We start from the raw sequence: 17090 nt of genomic DNA on the forward strand, positions 1-17090 counted from the left end.
GCATCAGGGCTCCTGCGCCAGGTCGAGGGCGGCGCCAATCACCGCATTGTCGCTTGGAAGCCCGAACATTGCTGCCCCCGCCAGCGGCGTGTAGGTGTCGGCACCGCAGACCCGGCGCACCGGCAGGTGGCCGTGGCCGGCCTCGACCAACGCGGTGATCACACCCTCGCCGACGCCCCCGCTCTGCCGCCCCTCGTCCAGCACCAGCACCCGTTGCGCGGTGGCGGCCTGGGCGCCGATGAAGGCAGCATTCAACGGCACCAGCCAACGCAGGTCGACCACCCGCACCTGCCAGCCCAGCTGCTGCTCGATTGCAGTCGCTGCGCGCAGCGCCATCGGCACACCGTTGCCGTAGGTGAAGACCACCAGATCGCTGGCATCCGGCGCGTACACCCTGCCCTCGCCCAGCACCAACGCCTGCCCGGGTGCGGGGTAGTCGAACAACCACTGGCCGTCGCCGGCCGCGTGCAGATCCTTGGTCATGTACAGGGCGATCGGTTCCAGGAACACCGCTACCCGGCCATCCACGCGGGCCAATGCAGCCAATGTACGCAGCATCATCACCGCATCATCGCCACGCGACGGGCAGCCCACCACCAGCCCCGGAATGTCACGCAGCGCCGTGATCGAATTGTCGTTGTGGAAATGGCCACCGAACCCCTTCTGGTAGCCCAGCCCGGCCACGCGAACCAGCATCGGATTGCGGAACTGGTCATTGGAGAAGAACTGCAGCGAGCAGGCCTCACCGCGCAACTGGTCGATGGCGTTGTGCAGGTAGGCCAGGTACTGGATTTCCGGAATCGGCAGCATGCCCATGTTGGCCAGACCTTGGGCCATGCCCAGGATCATGGTCTCGTCCAGCAGCGTGTTGAATACCCGGCGCGGGCCGAAGCGGCGCAGCAGGTCGCGCGTCACCGTGTAGACGCCGCCCTTCTGCGCGACGTCCTCACCAAACAGCAGCGCCTGCGGATACTTGCCCAGCAGTTCCTGCAGGCCGTGGTTGATCTGGATCGCCAGGTGCCGCGGCGGTTGCCGTTCGGGCAGCGCGTCAGCGCCGCCGTACAGCGCCTGCCGGGCCTCGACGGGGGCCACGCGCTCGGCCTCGGCCCGCACCGCTGCCGGCGTATGGGGGGCCAACGGGGTGATCACTTCCTGCAGTGTCTGCAGCTTGGGACGCGTATCGGCATCGATGGCGGCGGCCATGCAGCGCGCGCGCAGGATTTCATAGGCGGCCTCCACGCCTGCCGCATCCATCCAGCCCGATTCCAGTGCGATCTGCGCCGAGCGCAGCAGCGGGTCCTGCGCCTCGGCTGCGCACACTTCCGCCAACGCACGCCATTCCACCTCGAAGTCGGTGCCGGCGTGGCCCATCAAGCGCGTGGTTCGCAGGTGCAGGAAAGTGGGCCGACGCATGCGCCGGCAATGTTCGACCGCCGCCTGCACCTGCGCGTGCCCGGCGGCCAAGTCCAGGCCATCGGCGAAGAAATAATCCAGGCCCGGTTGCCGGCTGAAGCGCTCGGCGATCCATCCCTCAGGCGTCTTCACCGAAATGCCGAGGCCGTTGTCCTCGCACACGAACAGGATCGGCACCGGCAGCTTCTGGTAGGCCGACCACATCGCGGTATTGAACGCGGTCTGCGCGGTGGCATGGTTGGCCGAGGCATCGCCGAAGGAGCACATCACGATGCTGTCGGCCGGAATCGGCAGCGGCTGGCTCAGGCGCCTGCCACTTTCGATCGCCAGCGCGGTACCGAGCGCCTTGGGCAGGTGCGATGCGATGGTCGAGGTCTGCGGCAGCACCCACAGCGGCTTGCTGCCCCACACTTTGTGACGGCCGCCACTGGCTGGGTCGTCGGCACTGGCGGCGAAGGACAGCGCGGCGTCGCGCACCGGATCCATGCCTGGCACCAGCCGGGCACGTTCGGCCATGAACGCACCGGAACGATAGTGCAGGAATGCGGGATCGGTGTGCCGGCAGGCGCGCGCAAGCAGTGCGTTGCCTTCATGACCGGACGAGCCGATGGTGTAGAAGACCTTGTTCTGCACGCGCAGCACGCGCGCCATCAGATCCAGCTGGCGACTGAGCAGCTGCGATTCGAACAGTTCGCCGAAGGCGGCGGCCGTCAGGGTGCTGCCCGGCAAAATCGGCGCATCCGGCGCCGGACGCGGTCGCGGCATGCCGCGCCAGGCGCGTACGGCCTCGAGGAAATTGACGTCACAGACTTCGGCGCGGTTGAGACCGCGCATGCGTGCGGGAATGGGATCTGGAACCACAGCGAACATCGAACGCCCTCCGTGCCGTTGTTGCGAACCGTGGCGCCAAGCCTGCGCGACCCTGTCCACCGGTCGAGCACGCCCGACGCTGCAGGGGAATCAATCCGGTGCGTTGAACCGCGCGCGCACCTCGGCGGTCACCGCAGGCATGGCCACGAAGCGAGGCTGCGCGCGCACCCGCTGCAACCAGGCCCGCACCTGCGGGAATGCATCCAGCGCGATGCCACCGTCGGCGGCGACATCGGAATAGGCGAACAGGGCGATATCGGCGATACCGTAGTCATCGCCGGTGAACCACTGCGCCTGCCGCAGATGCTGCTCCATCACCGCCAGCGCGCTGGCAGCGCGCGCCTGCAGGCGCGGCAGTTCAGCACGGCGTGGCGAGTCGGCCGGTGTCCAACCGCGGATGAAGCGTGCCACCGCCACGCAGGGCTCATGCGTGTACTGCTCGAAGAACATCCAGCTCAATGCCTGCGCGCGCTGCCAACCGTCGGCGGGAAGATACGGCGTACCTTCGGCCAGCCAGAAAAGGATCGCGTTGGATTCGGTCAGCACGCGGCCGTCGTCGCGCACGATCAACGGCACCTTGGCATTGGGGTTGAGGGCGAGAAATTCCGCGGTATGGGTCTGGCCGTGGGCACTGTCCACCTCCACCCAGCGGTAGCGGCTGCCCAGCTGTTCCAGCAGCAGGCGCACCTTGTGGCAGTTGCCCGAGACCGACATGCCATGCACCGTCAACGGAATGCGCTCTTCCACCATTGCCTGCTCCAGTGAGGTCCCGGCCTGCAGCCGGCTGCCCGCAGTCTGGCAAGCAGCCCGGCGATTGCCAAGCGCGGGTGCAGCATGGCGGGCGATGCATCCTGTAGATGCCGAGCCCATGCTCGGCTGCATTTGGCGAGCAGCAGCCGAGCATGAGCTCGGCTCTACAACGGCGAACGGCGCTGTTGCCATTGCCCGCGCGATTGCCCCCAGATTTCCAGCGGCTTGCCTTCATAGGGCGGTGGCAACTGCCCCATGCGCAGCAGCGTACTGCCGAGCTTGCGCGCAACCGCTTTCGAGTTCTCGTTGTCTTCGGCGATGGTGTGGATGACCTCGTTCCAACCCAGCGTATCGAACGCCCAATCGATGGCGGCGATCGCCGCCTCCGGTGCGTAGCCCTTGCCCCAGCTGGCACGGCGGATGCTCCAGCCGACCTCGGTACCGGGCCAGTCCTGCGGCTGCCACGGCCCCATGCGACCGATCCATTCACCGCTCGATTTCTCAATCACGCTGAACATCGAGAAGCCGAACAGCTGCCATGCGCCGGCCAGGCTGCAGAAGCCGCGCCATGCCACCGAGGGTGCCAGCACGCCACCCAGCTTGCGCATCACCTCTTCATCGGCACAGAACGCCAGATAGGGTGCGTAGTCCTGCCGCTGCGGTGGGCGCAGGATCAGGCGTTCGGTTTCGATGCGCAGGTCGAAGATGCTCATGGCGTCATGGTAGAGCCACGCAACGCGTGGATGAACCCCACCCATAAAAAAAACAGGCCAGCAGAGGCCGGCCTGTTCGATGCTGCGTCGTAGTAGTTGGAGATTACTGGCGGTTGGCCGTCGAATCCGCAGCGGCGGCGGTCTGGGTGACCAGCTGCCCATCCACCACAGGCAGGCGATCGCTGGCCGGCTTGTTGTCCATGCGCACGGTCTTCTCAATGCCGTCGTAGCGATAGGTCACGTTGTAGCCCTTGACCACATCGCTGGTGCCCATGGCGATGCGGTTGCCCGGCTTGCTGCCCATGCGCATGGTGCCGGTGGTGCCGTCTTCATTGCGGTAGGTGACGTTGTAGCCGGTGACACGGCTCGACTCGGAGGTCGCCGTTTCGGTGTGGCACTGGCGCTCGGTGCGGTTGACCACCCGGCCACCCACGTGGCGCTTGTCGACCTGGTTGCCGATGAAGCCACCGGCCACGGCACCGGCGGCAGTTGCAGCCTTCTTGCCATTGCCGCCGCCGACCTGGTTGCCCAGCAGGCCACCGACCACGGCACCGACCACGGTGCCACCGACGTTGCCATCACGCTCGGGCAGGCGCTCCTGCACCACCACGTCCTGGCAGACCTCATGCGGGGTCTGGGTAGTGGACGTCTCGCGAACCGGATCGGTGCCGATCACGGTGGCATAGGCCTTCTGCTTCTCGGTGATCGGATCGACCTTCAGCACATCGGCGTATTCCAGGCCACGCGGCGCAGTGACGTCCACTGCGTCGCCACGCGCGCCATCGTCGGTGGCATTGCCATCGACCAGGCGCGATTCACTCGGGTTTCCGGCGCTGAGCTGCTCAGGCGACTTGTCGCCACTCTTCATGAAGGCGGCGGTTGCGATACCACCGACCAGCAGCGCGCCCGCTGCGACCAGGACAGTTGTAGTTGTGCTTTTCATGACCTGCTCCTTGCGGACCGTCCGCAACGTTCTCAGGCCAGATTGCAGCATGCGGCGCCTGAACGGAATCTCCACATTCCCTGCTCACCGTCGTAACCCATTCAGCATCGGGAAATGCTGGGCCCGTGGTAGCGTTTGCACATTCCCCCAGGAGGACCCCGTCATGGCCAACCCGATGCTGCTGCCGGTCCTGCAATGGGCGCGCAGGCTGCGCTACCCCACCCTGTTCAAGCTGACCGCGGGCCTGTTCGCGCTGACCCTGTTCATCCCCGACCCGATTCCGTTCATCGACGAACTGATGCTGGGCCTGGGCACGCTGCTGCTGGCCAACTGGAAGAGCCGCAGTGCGACCACGCCACCGCCGCTGGAGCAGCGTTGAACCTGCTGGCCGACAGCCACTGCCATCTGGATGCCAGCGAATTCGACGGCGACCGCGAGGCGGTCATCGACCGCGCACGCGCTGCCGGCGTGCAGTGGCAGGTGGTTCCAGCCGTCACTGCGGCCAGCTGGCCGAAGCTGCGCGAGGTCTGCCAGCAGGCGACGGGGCTCTACCCCGCCTATGGCCTGCACCCGATGTTCCTGGACCAGCACCGGCCTGAACACCTGCCGCAGCTGCGTGCGTGGATCGAGCAGGAGCGACCCTGTGCGATCGGCGAATGCGGACTGGATTTCTTCGTCGAGGGCCTGGATGCCGAGGCCCAGCAGGACTTTTTCCTCGGCCAGCTGAAGCTGGCGCGCGAGTTCGATCTGCCGGTGATCGTGCATGCCCGCCGTGCAGTGGATGCGGTGATCGCCGCGATCCGCCGCATCGGTGGCCTGCGCGGGGTGGTGCACAGCTTTTCCGGCAGCCCGGAACAGGCCGCGCAACTGCACAAACTGGGATTCCTGCTCGGCCTGGGCGGACCACTGACCTACGAGCGCGCGCAGCGCCTGCAACGGCTTGTCCGCGAGATGCCACTGCAGCAGTTGCTGCTTGAGACCGATGCGCCGGACCAGCCCGACGCAGGTATCCGTGGCCAGCGCAACGAGCCGGCGCGGCTGGCGGTCATCGCCCGCCACATCGCCGCGCTGCGCGGAATGGACATTGAAGACGTGGCGCGGGCCACCACGGACAACGCGCGGCGGCTGTTCAGCCTGCCCGCACCGTAACGGTAGTGCCGGCCAGCGGCCGGCACTACCCGATCACACCCCGGCCTCTGCCTCAACCGCTTTGGCTTTCACCTTCTTCGGCTCCAGCAGCATTTCCAGCGCCTTGCCCACCGCGGCAAATGCGAACGCGCCGGTGATGTGCGTGGCTGCGCCCAAGCCGGCGCCGCAATCCAGCTTCAGGGCCGCATCCGCACCCAGGTTCGGCCGCAGGCCACAGACGCTGCCGTCGGCCTGCGGATACTTCACGTTCTCCAGCGAATACACCGCCGGCACGCCGAAATAGCGCTTGGCATTCTTCGGGAAGTTGAATTCGCTGCGCAGCTTCTTGCGGATCAGCGCCAGCATCGCGTCATGCTCGGTGCGCGAGACATCGCGGATGCGCACCAACGTCGGATCGGTACGGCCGCCGGCCGCGCCGACGGTCAGCAACGGCAGCTTGCGGCGGCGGCACCAGGCGATGGTTTCCACCTTCACCCGGAAGCTGTCGCAGGCATCGATCACCAGGTCGAACCCGCGATCCAGCAGTTCGGCCATGTTGCCCGGGGTCAGGAATGCCTGCACGGCGTCGACCTCGATCTGCGGATTGATCGCCAGGCAGCGCTCGGCCATGGCCTCGGCCTTGTTGCGCCCGTAGTTGCCTTCCATCGCCGGTAGCTGGCGGTTGGTGTTGGATACGCAGATGTCATCGGCATCGATCAGGGCCAGATGACCGACCGCCGAGCGCGCCAGCGCCTCCACCACCCACGAGCCGACACCGCCCATGCCAACCACGGCGACACGGCTGCCCAGCAGGCGCTCAAGCGCGCCGACGCCATAGAGCCGTTCGATGCCGGCGAAGCGTTGTTTGACCTGTTCGTTCATCGGGCTATTTTAGCGTGCAGATCCCCTCACTACTGCACGCCGACACCGAACCCACCGTTGCACGCCCGGAGCGCCCGCCATGAGTGCCAGCCCACCCCGCCGCCCGTCCACCGCCTACCGCTATCTGTTCGTACTCGGCGCGGGCCTGCTGATCGGCCTGATTGCCACGGTGATGGTCGGCCGCGCCCTGCAGGCACGCCGCGACCCGTTCCCGAACAGCCTGATGCAGGTGATGCAGCGACAGGCGGATCTGCTGCAGCAGGCGCAGCAGCAGAACCGCTGCAGCCTGGCCGACAGCGTCCCGCGCCTGCAGGTGCTGCGCCTGCTGTCCAACGACCTGGACCTGGCCTTCCCCGGGTTGAAGGACAGCCGGCAGTTCCAGCAGCACGCCAGCCAGTACCGGGCCGATCTCAATGCGGCATTGGCCAGCCCTCCCACCGACTGCACCGCGTTGGCGCAGCAGCTGCAGGCACTGCAGGACGACTGCCGGGCCTGTCACCAGGATTTCCGCTGATTCATCTTCGAGAGGGAGAAGGTCGATGTGGTTGGCGCCTTGTTCACGTTGGAAAGAGGAGGATTCGCTCACCCTGCTGCATGACGCAGTACCACCCAACGCACCCGCCTTCACGGCCAGGAGACGCCCCATGAAGATCCAGCTCATCGCCGCCAGTGTCATCGCAACCCTCGCCCTGGCCGGCTGTGCCACCTCGCCGGGCTATGGCGGTGGTGGTTACAACAACAGCGGCTACAACAACGGCGGCTACGGCAACAACGCCGGTTACAACCAGGGCCGCTGCGCCGACTGCGGCATCGTCACCCGCATCAATGCCGTGCAGTCTGGCCGTACCGCGCCTTCCGCCACCGGCGCGATCCTCGGCGGCATCGTCGGCGCGGTTGCCGGCCATGAGATCTCCGACCACACCGGCGGCAGCCGTGGCAACAAGAACATCGCCGCCGCCGCCGGCGCCGTGGGTGGCGCACTGGCGGGCAACCAGATCCAGAAGAACGTCACCAGCGATACCTACGACATCAGCGTGCGCATGGATGACGGCCGCACCATCGTGGTCAACCAGCGCGACCTCGGCGGCATCCGCGAAAACACCTATGTCCGCGTGGTCAACGGCAAGGTCATCCTGCGCTGAAACGCAGCGGGCCCCGGCCGATCAGAACCGGAGCAACAAAAAAGGCCCGCTTGCGCGGGCCTTTTTCATGCCGGCAAGCGGCAGGAATTACGCCGGCTGGACCTTGTCAGCCTGCAGGCCCTTCTGGCCCTGCACGACTTCAAAGCTCACAGCCTGGCCTTCCTTGAGGCTCTTGAAGCCCTGGGTCTCGATGGCGCGGAAGTGCACGAACACGTCCTCGCCATTCTGCCGGCTGATGAAGCCGAAGCCCTTGGCATCATTGAACCACTTCACGGTACCGTTCTCGCGATCAGCCATCTCACTAACTCCCTTTGACTCTCTCTACTTGTTGTTGGATACGCCTGTTGGGCGGCTGACAAGCAAGGGGGAAGCGAGGTGCATCGATGCAGCGGATCGGAACGATCTTGCTTCATCAGGCCACGATCCACGGTGACCTTGCCAAGCTCAGCGACTGCAACTTAACCCGACCAAAACGAAAAAGCAACTGGTAAAAACCTTTCACTGTCAACCCCAAAACGACAACCATACTGGACAGCATGGACCTCTCATTCATCTTGTATCTGCTAGCGGTCATTTTTGTCCTGATCGGCATCGCAGGCATCGTCCTGCCGGCCCTGCCGGGCATCCCGCTGGTCTTCGTCGGACTGGTGCTGGCTGCGTGGGCGGACGGCTTCGTCCATGTCGGCTGGCCGACCCTGCTGATCCTCGGCGTACTGACTGCGCTGTCGCTGTTGGTCGACGTGCTGGCGACCGTGGTTGGCGCCAAGCGCGTGGGCGCCAGCCGCAAGGCACTCTGGGGCACGTTCATCGGCAGCATCGTCGGCCTGTTCTTCATGCCGATCGGATTGTTCGCCGGGCCCCTGCTCGGCGCGCTGCTGGGCGAGTACTGGCATACCCGCGAGCTCGGCCGCTCGACCAAGGTCGGGCTGGCCACGTGGCTCGGCATCCTGCTTGGCCTGGCGCTGAAGCTGGCGCTGGTGATCGCAATGCTGGGCCTGTTCGCCTTCGCCTGGTTCCTGTGAAGCAGGCAGCCTTCACGCAGCGCGCACGCATACGCCGGGCATAAACCCGTGGGGCTGGCCGTTACCGGATGCAGCCGCCACACTGTCCCTCTTTCCGCATTCATTCCGAAGGGCCTGCTGCAATGACCCTCTCTCCGCTGTTTCCCCGCCTTGCACCGCTGGCGTTGGCCCTGGCCAGCGCGCCACTGGCCGCCCAGGAATTCGCGCCCAGTGCCGAGGCTTCGCCGGCCGCCTGCGCGGCCATCACCACCGATGCCGCACGCCTGGCCTGCTACGACCGCCAGTTCGGGCGCACGCCGCAGGCTACCGCCGAAGCTGATGCGGCCGCCGAAGCCGCCGCACAGGCGCGTCGCGAGCAGCGCAACACCACGCGGGTAAGCCAGGGCGAGGAAAAACTGCGCGAACGTGTCAGCGATCTGTTCCGTTCCGAAGCGCCGGACAGTGCACTTGCCAACGCCGGCCGTGGTTCGCTGCTGGACAGCCGCTGGGAACTGGCCGAAGACTCCAAGCTGGGGCCGTTCCAGCTGCGTGCCTACAAGCCCGTGTACCTGCTGCCGGCCTTCTGGACCAGCGACCGCAACACCATGCCGCACTCGCCGAACCCGGCCAACAGCGTGACCACCCCGCAGGTGCTGGACAGCGCCGAGCTGAAATTCCAGATCAGCTTCAAGACCAAGATCGCCGAGAACCTGTTCGGCGACAACGGCGACATATGGGCCGGCTACACCCAGAGTTCGCGCTGGCAGGCCTACAACGGCGAGGACTCGCGCCCGTTCCGCGAGACCAACTACGAGCCGGAAGTGATGATGGTGTTCCGCAACGGCTATTCGATCGGTGGCTGGCGCGGGCGGATGACCGGCATCAGCCTCAACCACCAGTCCAACGGCCGTGCCGATCCGCTGTCGCGGAGCTGGAACCGGGTGATGCTCAATGTCGGCCTGGATCGCGAGAACTGGGCACTGGTGCTGCGCCCTTGGTACCGCATTCCCGAGACCCGCAGCGACGACAACAATCCGGACATCGAAGACTACATGGGCCGCGGCGACGCGACCCTGACCTGGAACCACAAGGGCCACGAGGTCTCGTTGATGGCGCGTCATTCGCTGCGCACCGGTGACCGCTCGCACGGCGCCCTGCAGCTGGACTACGGCTTCCCGATCAGCAACCTGCTGCGCGGCCATGTGCAGATCTTCGACGGTTATGGCGAAAGCCTGATCGACTACAACCACAAGGCAACCTATGTCGGCGTGGGCGTGTCCCTGCTGGAATGGTTCTGATGGAGGTGACGATCTGGCACAACCCCGCGTGCAGCAACTCGCGCGGGGCGCTCAAGCTGATCCGCGACGCGGGTATCGAACCGGTGGTGATCGAGTATCTGGGCAGCCCGCCCGACGTGGCCACGCTGCACCAGGTGCTGGCCGAATCCGGCCTGACAGCAACCGAACTGGTGCGCAGCAAGGAACCCGAGTTCGCCGCACTTGGCCTGCACGGAACCGACGACGACGCACTGCTGGCTGCGATGGCCACCCACCCACGGCTGATCAACCGCCCGGTGGTACGCAGCGCCAAGGGCACCCGCCTGTGCAGGCCCCCGGAAACGGTGCTGGAGATCCTGTAACCCGCCCCGCGCTGGTAGAGCCGAGCCATGCTCGGCTGCGGTCCGCGTGCTACCCGTCAATGCAGCCGAGCATGGCTCGGCTCTACAGAACGATTTACCGCCAGTCGGTGATGCCTTCGCGGCGATAGACCTCAGCGAACGCCGGGCGCGCCTTCAGGCGGTCCGCATACGCCTTCAACACCGGCCAGTGGTCGCTGGGCGTGGGCATGTTGCGTGACCAGCGCATCAACATCACCAGCATGAAATCGACCACGCTCGGCGCATCGCCGAGCAGGTAGGGGCCGCCGTCCTGCAGCCACGTGGCAACGTGCTGCCACGCCGCTTCCAGTTGCTGCCGCGCCATCGCACGCACGGCCTCCATGCACTCGCCACCCGCCGCTTCGTGCGCGTAGAACCAGGCGCGGTACGCCGGCTGCACGGTGTTGGCGCACCAGAACATCCAGCGATAGGCCTCGCCGCGTGCGGGCGTGCCGACGGCAGGCAACAGCCCTGCCTGCGGATGACGATCTGCCAGATACAGCGCAATCGCGGCCGCCTCGGTCAGCACCTGGCCGTCGATCAGCAGGGTCGGCACTCTGCCTGCCGGATTGAGCGCCAGATAGTCAGCTGATTTGTGCTCGCGCGTGTCGAAATCGAGCAGCACCAGTTCGTGCTCGATGCCCAGCTCGATCAGCAGCCAGTGCACCACCAGCGAGGCGGTGCTGGTGGAACCATACAAGGTGGTGCGCATATGACCGGTCCTGTGCGGGGAACGGATGATTATGCGCGCTGCCGCCGGCGTGGTCAGCCGCAGCTGCTCATGCAGGTATCACGACGCTCACCGCAGCCCATCATCGGCGCCCGCAACGTGCAGTCGTGCGCCTTCAATTCGCAGGAACGGCGAAGTTCCGGATGCTCGATGTCCTTGCAGCGCTTGTCCGGCGTCGGCGCCACCTGCTGCTCGCAGCTTGACTGGCGGCTGCCAATGCCCTGGTCCTCTGCCATGCAGCTGCGGTAGCTGGCCTGGCATTGCATCTGGCACTGGGCACCGGCGCTGAAGCCCCCCCCACCGTCATACGACGAAGACGATGTACTGCATCCGGCAAGAACCAGCAGAGTGACAAACGGAAGACTGCGCAAGAGGTTCACAGGACACTCCTTGTTCAATAGACCGGAAGACTGCCGGAAGAAGGGGTTTCGCTCACCGATCCGCCGCAATTCACAGCGCATCTTATTATTGGCGCATGGACGGTGTTCTTTCGCTGACACCGCAGACACCCTAGCAAAGCAGCGCGAGTGCAAGCGTTAAACGAAGAACGGCGCCACCAAGGCGCCGTTCTGCAATCGGACAGGCGTGGACGAGGCCGCGCCGATCACTCCACCACGACAGGAATCTTGCCGATGCGGGCCTGCCATTCGCGCGGGCCGGTCTTGTGCACCGACTCACCGGTGGAATCGACGGCCACGGTCACCGGCATGTCTTCCACGGTGAACTCGTAGATCGCTTCCATGCCCAGGTCGGCGAAGCCGACGACCTTGGCCGCCTTGATCGCCTTGGACACCAGGTAGGCCGAACCACCGACGGCCATCAGGTAGGCCGACTTGTGCTTCTTGATCGCTTCGATCGCGGCCGGGCCGCGCTCGGCCTTGCCGACCATGCCCAGCAGGCCGGTTTCGCCAAGCACCTGTTCGGTGAACTTGTCCATGCGGGTGGCGGTGGTCGGACCGGCCGGGCCCACCACTTCGTCGCGCACCGGATCGACGGGGCCGACGTAGTAGATGAAGCGCCCCTTGAGATCGACCGGCAGTTCCTCGCCCTTGTTGAGCATGTCGACCATGCGCTTGTGCGCGGCGTCGCGGCCGGTCAGCAGCTTGCCGTTGAGCAGCAGGGTCTGGCCCGGCTTCCAGCTGGCCACGTCTTCCGGCGTGATCGTGTCCAGGTCCACGCGGGTGCCCTTGGACGCGTCGTAGGTCAGCTTCGGCCAGTCTTCCAGCGACGGCGGGTCCAGCATCACCGGGCCGCTGCCGTCCAGGGTGAAGTGCGCGTGGCGGGTGGCGGCGCAGTTCGGGATCATTGCCACCGGCAGGTTGGCTGCGTGGGTCGGGTAGTCGTTGATCTTGATGTCCAACACAGTGGTCAGGCCACCCAGGCCCTGCGCGCCGATGCCCAATGCGTTGACCTTCTCGTACAGCTCCAGGCGCAGCTCCTCGATGCGGTTGGACGCACCACGGGCCTGCAGCTCGGTGATGTCGATCGGCTCCATCAGCGCTTCCTTGGCCAGCAGCATCGCCTTCTCGGCGGTGCCACCGATGCCGATGCCGAGCATGCCCGGCGGGCACCAGCCGGCGCCCATGGTCGGCACGGTCTTCAGCACCCAGTCGACGATCGAGTCGGACGGGTTGAGCATGGCGAACTTGGTCTTGGCTTCCGAACCACCGCCCTTGGCAGCGACGATCACTTCCACGGTGTTGCCCGGCACCACCTTGACGTTGACCACGCCCGGGGTGTTGTCCCTGGTGTTGATGCGCTTGCCGGCCGGATCGGCCAGCACCGAGGCGCGCAGCTTGTTGTCCGGGTACAGGTAGGCGCGACGGATGCCCTCGTTGGCCATGTCCTCCACACCCATGGTGGCGTCATCCCAGCGCACGTCCATGCCGATTTCCAGGAACACGGTGACGATGCCGGTGTCCTGACAGATCGGCCGGTGGCCTTCGGCGCACATCCGCGAGTTGATCAGGATCTGCGCGATCGCCTCCTTCGCTGCCGGCGACTCCTCGCGCTCGTAGGCGGCGGCGAGGTTCTTGATGTAGTCGACCGGGTGGTAGTACGAGATGTACTGCAGCGCGTCGGCGACGGACTGGATGAGGTCTTCCTGCTTGATCGATGTCACGGATTGCTCGCTTGCTGAAGGCTGGCGGGGGTAATCCGCCCATTTTACCCCCTCCCTCGACCGCGGGGTGGCAGTGCCGACCGCCGGCCGGCAAGATCTGAGCCCTGCCCTCTGTCACGCCCACGCCTGCCCCGGCGTCCTTGCCCACATGAACGCCGAAACCGCCTTCCATACCCACCGCCCGCGCCTGATGGCGCTGGCCTACCGCCTGCTGGGCAGCCGCACGGACGCCGAAGACGTGGTCCAGGACGCCTGGCTGCGCTGGTCAGGCACCGATACCGCGGCCATCGTCGACCCGGAGGCCTGGCTGGTCACCACCACCACCCGCCTGGGCCTGGACCGGCTGCGCGCGGCCAAGCGTGAGCGCGCGCACTACGTGGGCCCGTGGCTGGCCGAACCGCTGGCGATCACCCTCGAACCTGATCCGGCGCCCGGCCCGGCCCAGCTGCACGCGCTGGCCGATGATGTCTCGGTGGCCTTCCTGACCCTGCTCGAGCAGCTCGGCCCGGAGGAGCGCGCCGCGTTCCTGCTGAAGGAAGCCTTCGACCACGACTACCGCGAAATTGCCGACCTGATCGGCCACAGCGAGGCCAATTGCCGCCAGCTGGTGCATCGGGCCCGGCAGCGCCTGCAGTCTGGGCGGCCGCGCTTCAATGCCGATTCCAGCCAGCACCGGCAGCTGCTGGCGCGTTTCATGGACGCCTCCCAGAGTGGCGACAGCGAGGCCATCCAAGCGCTGCTGCATGCCAATGCGCTGCTGGTTTCCGATGGTGGTGGGGTGGTCACCGCAGCGGTGCGGCCACTGCTGGGTGCCGAGCGTATCGGCCGCCTGTACTGGGCCATCGCCCGTCGCGGCGCGGCGCATCCGGCACAGCTCGGCTACGTCAATGGCGAACCGGCGATCCTGCGTTTCGAAGGCGACCACCTGCACTCGATCACCACCATCGAGGTGGTCGATGGCCGCATCGCCAATCTCTACAGCGTGCTCAATCCGGAAAAACTGCCTGCGGTTGTCACGCGCGCCGACACTGCTGCGTCCTCGTAACGAAAGGCGGCCATCGTGGCCGTCGTGGAGCTGAAGATGTCCAACCATGCCTCTCCCCGCGTTCCCTACACCCGCCTGGCCGCTGATGCCTTCAAGGGTCTGCTGGCCACCAGCAAGGCGGTGCATGACAGTTCGATCGATCCGACCCTGATGGAACTGGTGTTCCTGCGCGTCTCGCAGCTCAACGGCTGCGGCTACTGCATGGACATGCATGCCACCACGCTGCGCAAGGGCGGCATCGAGCCACGCAAGCTGGATACGCTGCCGGCCTGGCACGAGAGCCGCTTCTTCGACGACCGCGAACGCGCGGCGCTGGGCTGGGCCGAAGCGCTGACCCGGTTGACCGACGGTGCGCCGTCGCAGTCGGCGTTCGATGCGCTGGCGCCGCACTTCGATGAGAAGGGCATCAGCGACCTGAGCATGGGGATCGCGGTGATCAATGCCTGGAACCGGTTGGGTGCGGGACTGCTGCCGCCGCTGCCGTAAGGAGGTTGCCGGCCGGGCTGCTGCCCGGCACCCGCTGTAGTGCCGGCCGTTGGCCGGCAACCTCAACAGCAACAGCAACAGCAGAAGCTGGCTTCCTGCGGCTGTTCGGTAGGTGTCGACCTTGGTCGACACGGTAGATCCACGCCATGCGTGGATGGAGGTCGGTCAGAGCCCTTTGCCGCGCAAAGGGATCCGACCCCGCGCTGCCACACGGCTGCCCTGACCCCACCTGCACGTATCAGGCGCGCACAATGGCGGCATGCCTGCTTCCCCCATTGCCGGCGCTGCCGGCGCCAAGAAACCCAGCCTGCGTCAACGCTTCAAGGCGATGCGCAACCTGCCGCCGTTCCTGCGCCAGGTGTGGCAGACCAGCCGCACCCTGACCATCGCCAGCCTTGGCCTGCGCCTGATCCGTGCGCTGCTGCCGGTGGCGATGCTGTACGTCGGCAAGCTGATCATCGATACCGCGCTGCACCTCAGCCAGCACGATGCCGGCTTCCCGTCGCTGGGTGAGGCCCTTTCCAGTGGGCTGCTCAATCCACTGCTCGGCCTGTTGGCGCTGGAACTGGGCCTGGCCATCGCCTCGGACCTGCTCGGCCGCCTGGTCAGCTACGCCGACGCCCTGCTGTCGGAACTGTTCGCCAACGTCACCAGCGTGCGCCTGATGGAACACGCCGCCACCCTCGACCTGGAGGACTTCGAGGACCCGGACCTGCAGGACAAACTGGACCGTGCACGGCGCCAGACCATGGGGCGGATGAACCTGATGAGCCAGCTGTTCGGCCAGGTGCAGGATGCGATCACAGTGGCCAGCCTGGCCGTCGGTCTGCTGGTGTATGCGCCGTGGCTGATCCTGCTGCTGGCGCTGGCGCTGGTGCCGGCCTTCATCGGCGAATCGCACTTCAATGCAGCCGGGTACAGCCTCAACTTCCTGTGGACACCGGAACGCCGTCAGCTGGACTACCTGCGCCAGCTCGGCGCCAGTGTGGAAACGGCCAAGGAAGTAAAGATCTTCAACCTGCACCGGTTCCTGGTCGAGCGCTACCGCAACTTGTCGGCGGCACTGTTCCTGGCCAACCGCGCACTCGCCCGGCGGCGTGCGTTCTGGGGCACGCTGCTGGCCGCGCTGGGCACGCTGGGCTACTACACCGCGTATGCCTATATCGCCTGGCGCACGGTGCGCGGCGATTTTTCGATCGGTGATCTGACCTTCCTCGCCGGCAGCTTCCTGCGCCTGCGCCAGTTGCTGGAAGGCCTGCTGATCGGGTTCTCGCAGGTGGCCAGCCAGGCGCTGTATCTGGACGACCTGTATTCGTTCTTCCAGATCGAACCGGAAATCCACTCGCGCAAGGACGCGGTGCGCGTGCCGCAGCCGATCCGAGAAGGCTTCGTGTTCGAGGACGTGGGCTTCCGCTATCCAGATGCCGAGCAGTGGGCCGTGCGCCACCTCGATTTCCAGCTGCACGCGGGCGAAGTGCTGGCACTGGTCGGTGAGAACGGTGCGGGCAAGACCACCCTGGTCAAGCTGCTGGCACGCCTGTACGAACCGGACGAAGGCCGTATCCTGCTGGATGGCCGCGACCTGCGCGACTACGACCTGGACGACCTGCGCGCCAACCTCGGCGTGATCTTCCAGGACTTCGTGCGCTACAACCTCAGTGCCGGCGAGAACATCGGCGTCGGCCAGGTGGAAGCGATGGACGACCGCGCGCGGATCACCGATGCCGCCCGCCGCGGCATGGCCGAGGAAGTGATCGCAGCCCTGCCCGGCGGCTACGACCAGCAGATCGGCCGGCGCTTCAAGCAGGGCGTGGACCTGTCCGGTGGCCAGTGGCAGAAAATCGCGATCGCCCGCGCGTGGATGCGCGATGCACAGGTGATGATCCTGGATGAGCCGACCGCGGCGCTGGATGCCCGCGCCGAGTTCGAAGTGTTCCAGCGGTTCAGGGAGTTGGCGGATAATCGCACCGCAGTGCTGATTTCCCACCGTTTCTCCTCCGTGCGCATGGCCGACCGCATCCTGGTACTGGCCGATGGCCGGATCGAGGCCAGCGGCACCCACCAGGAGCTGATGGCACAGGGCGGCCGCTATGCCGAACTGTTCGAACTGCAGGCGGCAGGTTACCGCTGAGAACGCCTCTCGTTTCGCCTAATGAGAACCCGTCTCATTTGAGATAGAATTGTCCCGACGACTTCCGATAGATACGC

General features: G+C 66.1%; 19 protein-coding genes. 10 read left to right on the forward strand and 9 right to left on the reverse strand.

Going from position 1 to position 17090, the window contains the following annotated elements; all coding sequences use genetic code 11:
* Window positions 1-3: 3 nt before the first annotated feature.
* From WKB25_RS10140 to WKB25_RS10155, 4 genes are all read right to left on the reverse strand, one after another.
* On the reverse strand, window positions 4-2283 hold the full coding sequence (locus WKB25_RS10140; RefSeq protein WP_340570350.1) for a thiamine pyrophosphate-dependent enzyme: 2280 nt from the start codon (window positions 2281-2283) through the stop codon (window positions 4-6).
* A 90-nt stretch (window positions 2284-2373) separates the two neighbouring features.
* The gene (locus tag WKB25_RS10145; protein WP_340570352.1) at window positions 2374-3033 is read right to left on the reverse strand and encodes a glutathione S-transferase family protein; all 660 of its coding nucleotides are present in this window, start codon (window positions 3031-3033) and stop codon (window positions 2374-2376) included.
* Between the two features lie 164 nt (window positions 3034-3197).
* Entirely contained in the window at window positions 3198-3746 is a 549-nt protein-coding gene (locus WKB25_RS10150) for a GNAT family N-acetyltransferase (RefSeq protein ID WP_340570353.1), read from the reverse strand.
* A 103-nt stretch (window positions 3747-3849) separates the two neighbouring features.
* Window positions 3850-4689, reverse strand: coding sequence for a glycine zipper 2TM domain-containing protein (locus WKB25_RS10155; RefSeq protein WP_340570355.1), 840 nt, complete (start codon window positions 4687-4689; stop codon window positions 3850-3852).
* A 163-nt stretch (window positions 4690-4852) separates the two neighbouring features.
* Between WKB25_RS10155 and WKB25_RS10160 the strand changes: the two genes are divergently transcribed.
* A complete protein-coding gene (locus tag WKB25_RS10160) occupies window positions 4853-5068 on the forward strand; it encodes a DUF6116 family protein (protein ID WP_180166435.1) in 216 nt (71 codons plus the stop codon).
* Entirely contained in the window at window positions 5065-5838 is a 774-nt protein-coding gene (locus tag WKB25_RS10165) for a TatD family hydrolase (protein WP_340570357.1), read from the forward strand. The genes WKB25_RS10160 and WKB25_RS10165 overlap by 4 nt, the downstream gene beginning before the upstream one ends.
* A gap of 33 nt (window positions 5839-5871) precedes the next feature.
* On the opposite strand, the gene WKB25_RS10170 is transcribed toward WKB25_RS10165, so the two are convergent.
* A complete protein-coding gene (locus WKB25_RS10170) occupies window positions 5872-6699 on the reverse strand; it encodes a tRNA threonylcarbamoyladenosine dehydratase (RefSeq protein ID WP_340570358.1) in 828 nt (275 codons plus the stop codon).
* A gap of 79 nt (window positions 6700-6778) precedes the next feature.
* Here WKB25_RS10170 and WKB25_RS10175 point away from each other — a divergent pair, with 79 nt between their 5' ends.
* On the forward strand, window positions 6779-7213 hold the full coding sequence (locus tag WKB25_RS10175) for a cytochrome c (protein ID WP_340570360.1): 435 nt from the start codon (window positions 6779-6781) through the stop codon (window positions 7211-7213).
* Between the two features lie 130 nt (window positions 7214-7343).
* Complete coding sequence (locus WKB25_RS10180; RefSeq protein ID WP_340570363.1) at window positions 7344-7841, forward strand: glycine zipper 2TM domain-containing protein; 498 nt, start codon at window positions 7344-7346, stop codon at window positions 7839-7841.
* An 87-nt stretch (window positions 7842-7928) separates the two neighbouring features.
* On the opposite strand, the gene WKB25_RS10185 is transcribed toward WKB25_RS10180, so the two are convergent.
* A complete protein-coding gene (locus tag WKB25_RS10185; RefSeq protein ID WP_025876765.1) occupies window positions 7929-8138 on the reverse strand; it encodes a cold-shock protein in 210 nt (69 codons plus the stop codon).
* A gap of 239 nt (window positions 8139-8377) precedes the next feature.
* Here WKB25_RS10185 and WKB25_RS10190 point away from each other — a divergent pair, with 239 nt between their 5' ends.
* The 3 genes from WKB25_RS10190 (at window position 8378) to arsC (ending at window position 10481) form a co-directional block, all read left to right on the forward strand.
* Complete coding sequence (locus WKB25_RS10190; RefSeq protein ID WP_099821145.1) at window positions 8378-8863, forward strand: DUF456 domain-containing protein; 486 nt, start codon at window positions 8378-8380, stop codon at window positions 8861-8863.
* Between the two features lie 122 nt (window positions 8864-8985).
* Entirely contained in the window at window positions 8986-10140 is a 1155-nt protein-coding gene (locus WKB25_RS10195; protein WP_340570366.1) for a phospholipase A, read from the forward strand.
* Complete coding sequence (arsC, locus tag WKB25_RS10200; protein WP_340570368.1) at window positions 10140-10481, forward strand: arsenate reductase (glutaredoxin); 342 nt, start codon at window positions 10140-10142, stop codon at window positions 10479-10481. Before WKB25_RS10195 ends, arsC begins: the two co-directional genes overlap by 1 nt.
* 94 nt (window positions 10482-10575) lie before the next feature.
* Here arsC and WKB25_RS10205 read toward each other — a convergent pair whose 3' ends face one another.
* The 3 genes from WKB25_RS10205 to WKB25_RS10215 form a co-directional block, all read right to left on the reverse strand.
* Window positions 10576-11211 (reverse strand): glutathione S-transferase family protein, encoded by a 636-nt coding sequence (locus WKB25_RS10205; protein ID WP_340570369.1) that lies wholly within the window; start codon window positions 11209-11211, stop codon window positions 10576-10578.
* Window positions 11212-11264: 53 nt separating this feature from the next.
* Window positions 11265-11609 (reverse strand): hypothetical protein, encoded by a 345-nt coding sequence (locus WKB25_RS10210; protein WP_340570371.1) that lies wholly within the window; start codon window positions 11607-11609, stop codon window positions 11265-11267.
* A gap of 224 nt (window positions 11610-11833) precedes the next feature.
* On the reverse strand, window positions 11834-13351 hold the full coding sequence (locus WKB25_RS10215) for a fumarate hydratase (protein ID WP_340570373.1): 1518 nt from the start codon (window positions 13349-13351) through the stop codon (window positions 11834-11836).
* Window positions 13352-13499: 148 nt separating this feature from the next.
* On the opposite strand from WKB25_RS10215, the gene WKB25_RS10220 reads away from it, so the two are divergent.
* From WKB25_RS10220 to WKB25_RS10230, 3 genes are all read left to right on the forward strand, one after another.
* A complete protein-coding gene (locus tag WKB25_RS10220) occupies window positions 13500-14396 on the forward strand; it encodes an RNA polymerase sigma-70 factor (RefSeq protein WP_340570375.1) in 897 nt (298 codons plus the stop codon).
* Between the two features lie 36 nt (window positions 14397-14432).
* The gene (locus tag WKB25_RS10225; RefSeq protein WP_340570376.1) at window positions 14433-14882 is read left to right on the forward strand and encodes a carboxymuconolactone decarboxylase family protein; all 450 of its coding nucleotides are present in this window, start codon (window positions 14433-14435) and stop codon (window positions 14880-14882) included.
* A 259-nt stretch (window positions 14883-15141) separates the two neighbouring features.
* Window positions 15142-17013 carry an ABC transporter ATP-binding protein gene (locus WKB25_RS10230; protein ID WP_340570377.1) on the forward strand — a complete coding sequence of 624 codons (1872 nt, stop codon included), beginning with the start codon at window positions 15142-15144 and terminating at the stop codon, window positions 17011-17013.
* Window positions 17014-17090: the final 77 nt, after the last annotated feature.

This window comes from Stenotrophomonas sp. G106K1 (assembly GCF_037969685.1).
Taxonomy (GTDB): Bacteria; Pseudomonadota; Gammaproteobacteria; order Xanthomonadales; family Xanthomonadaceae; genus Stenotrophomonas; species Stenotrophomonas lactitubi.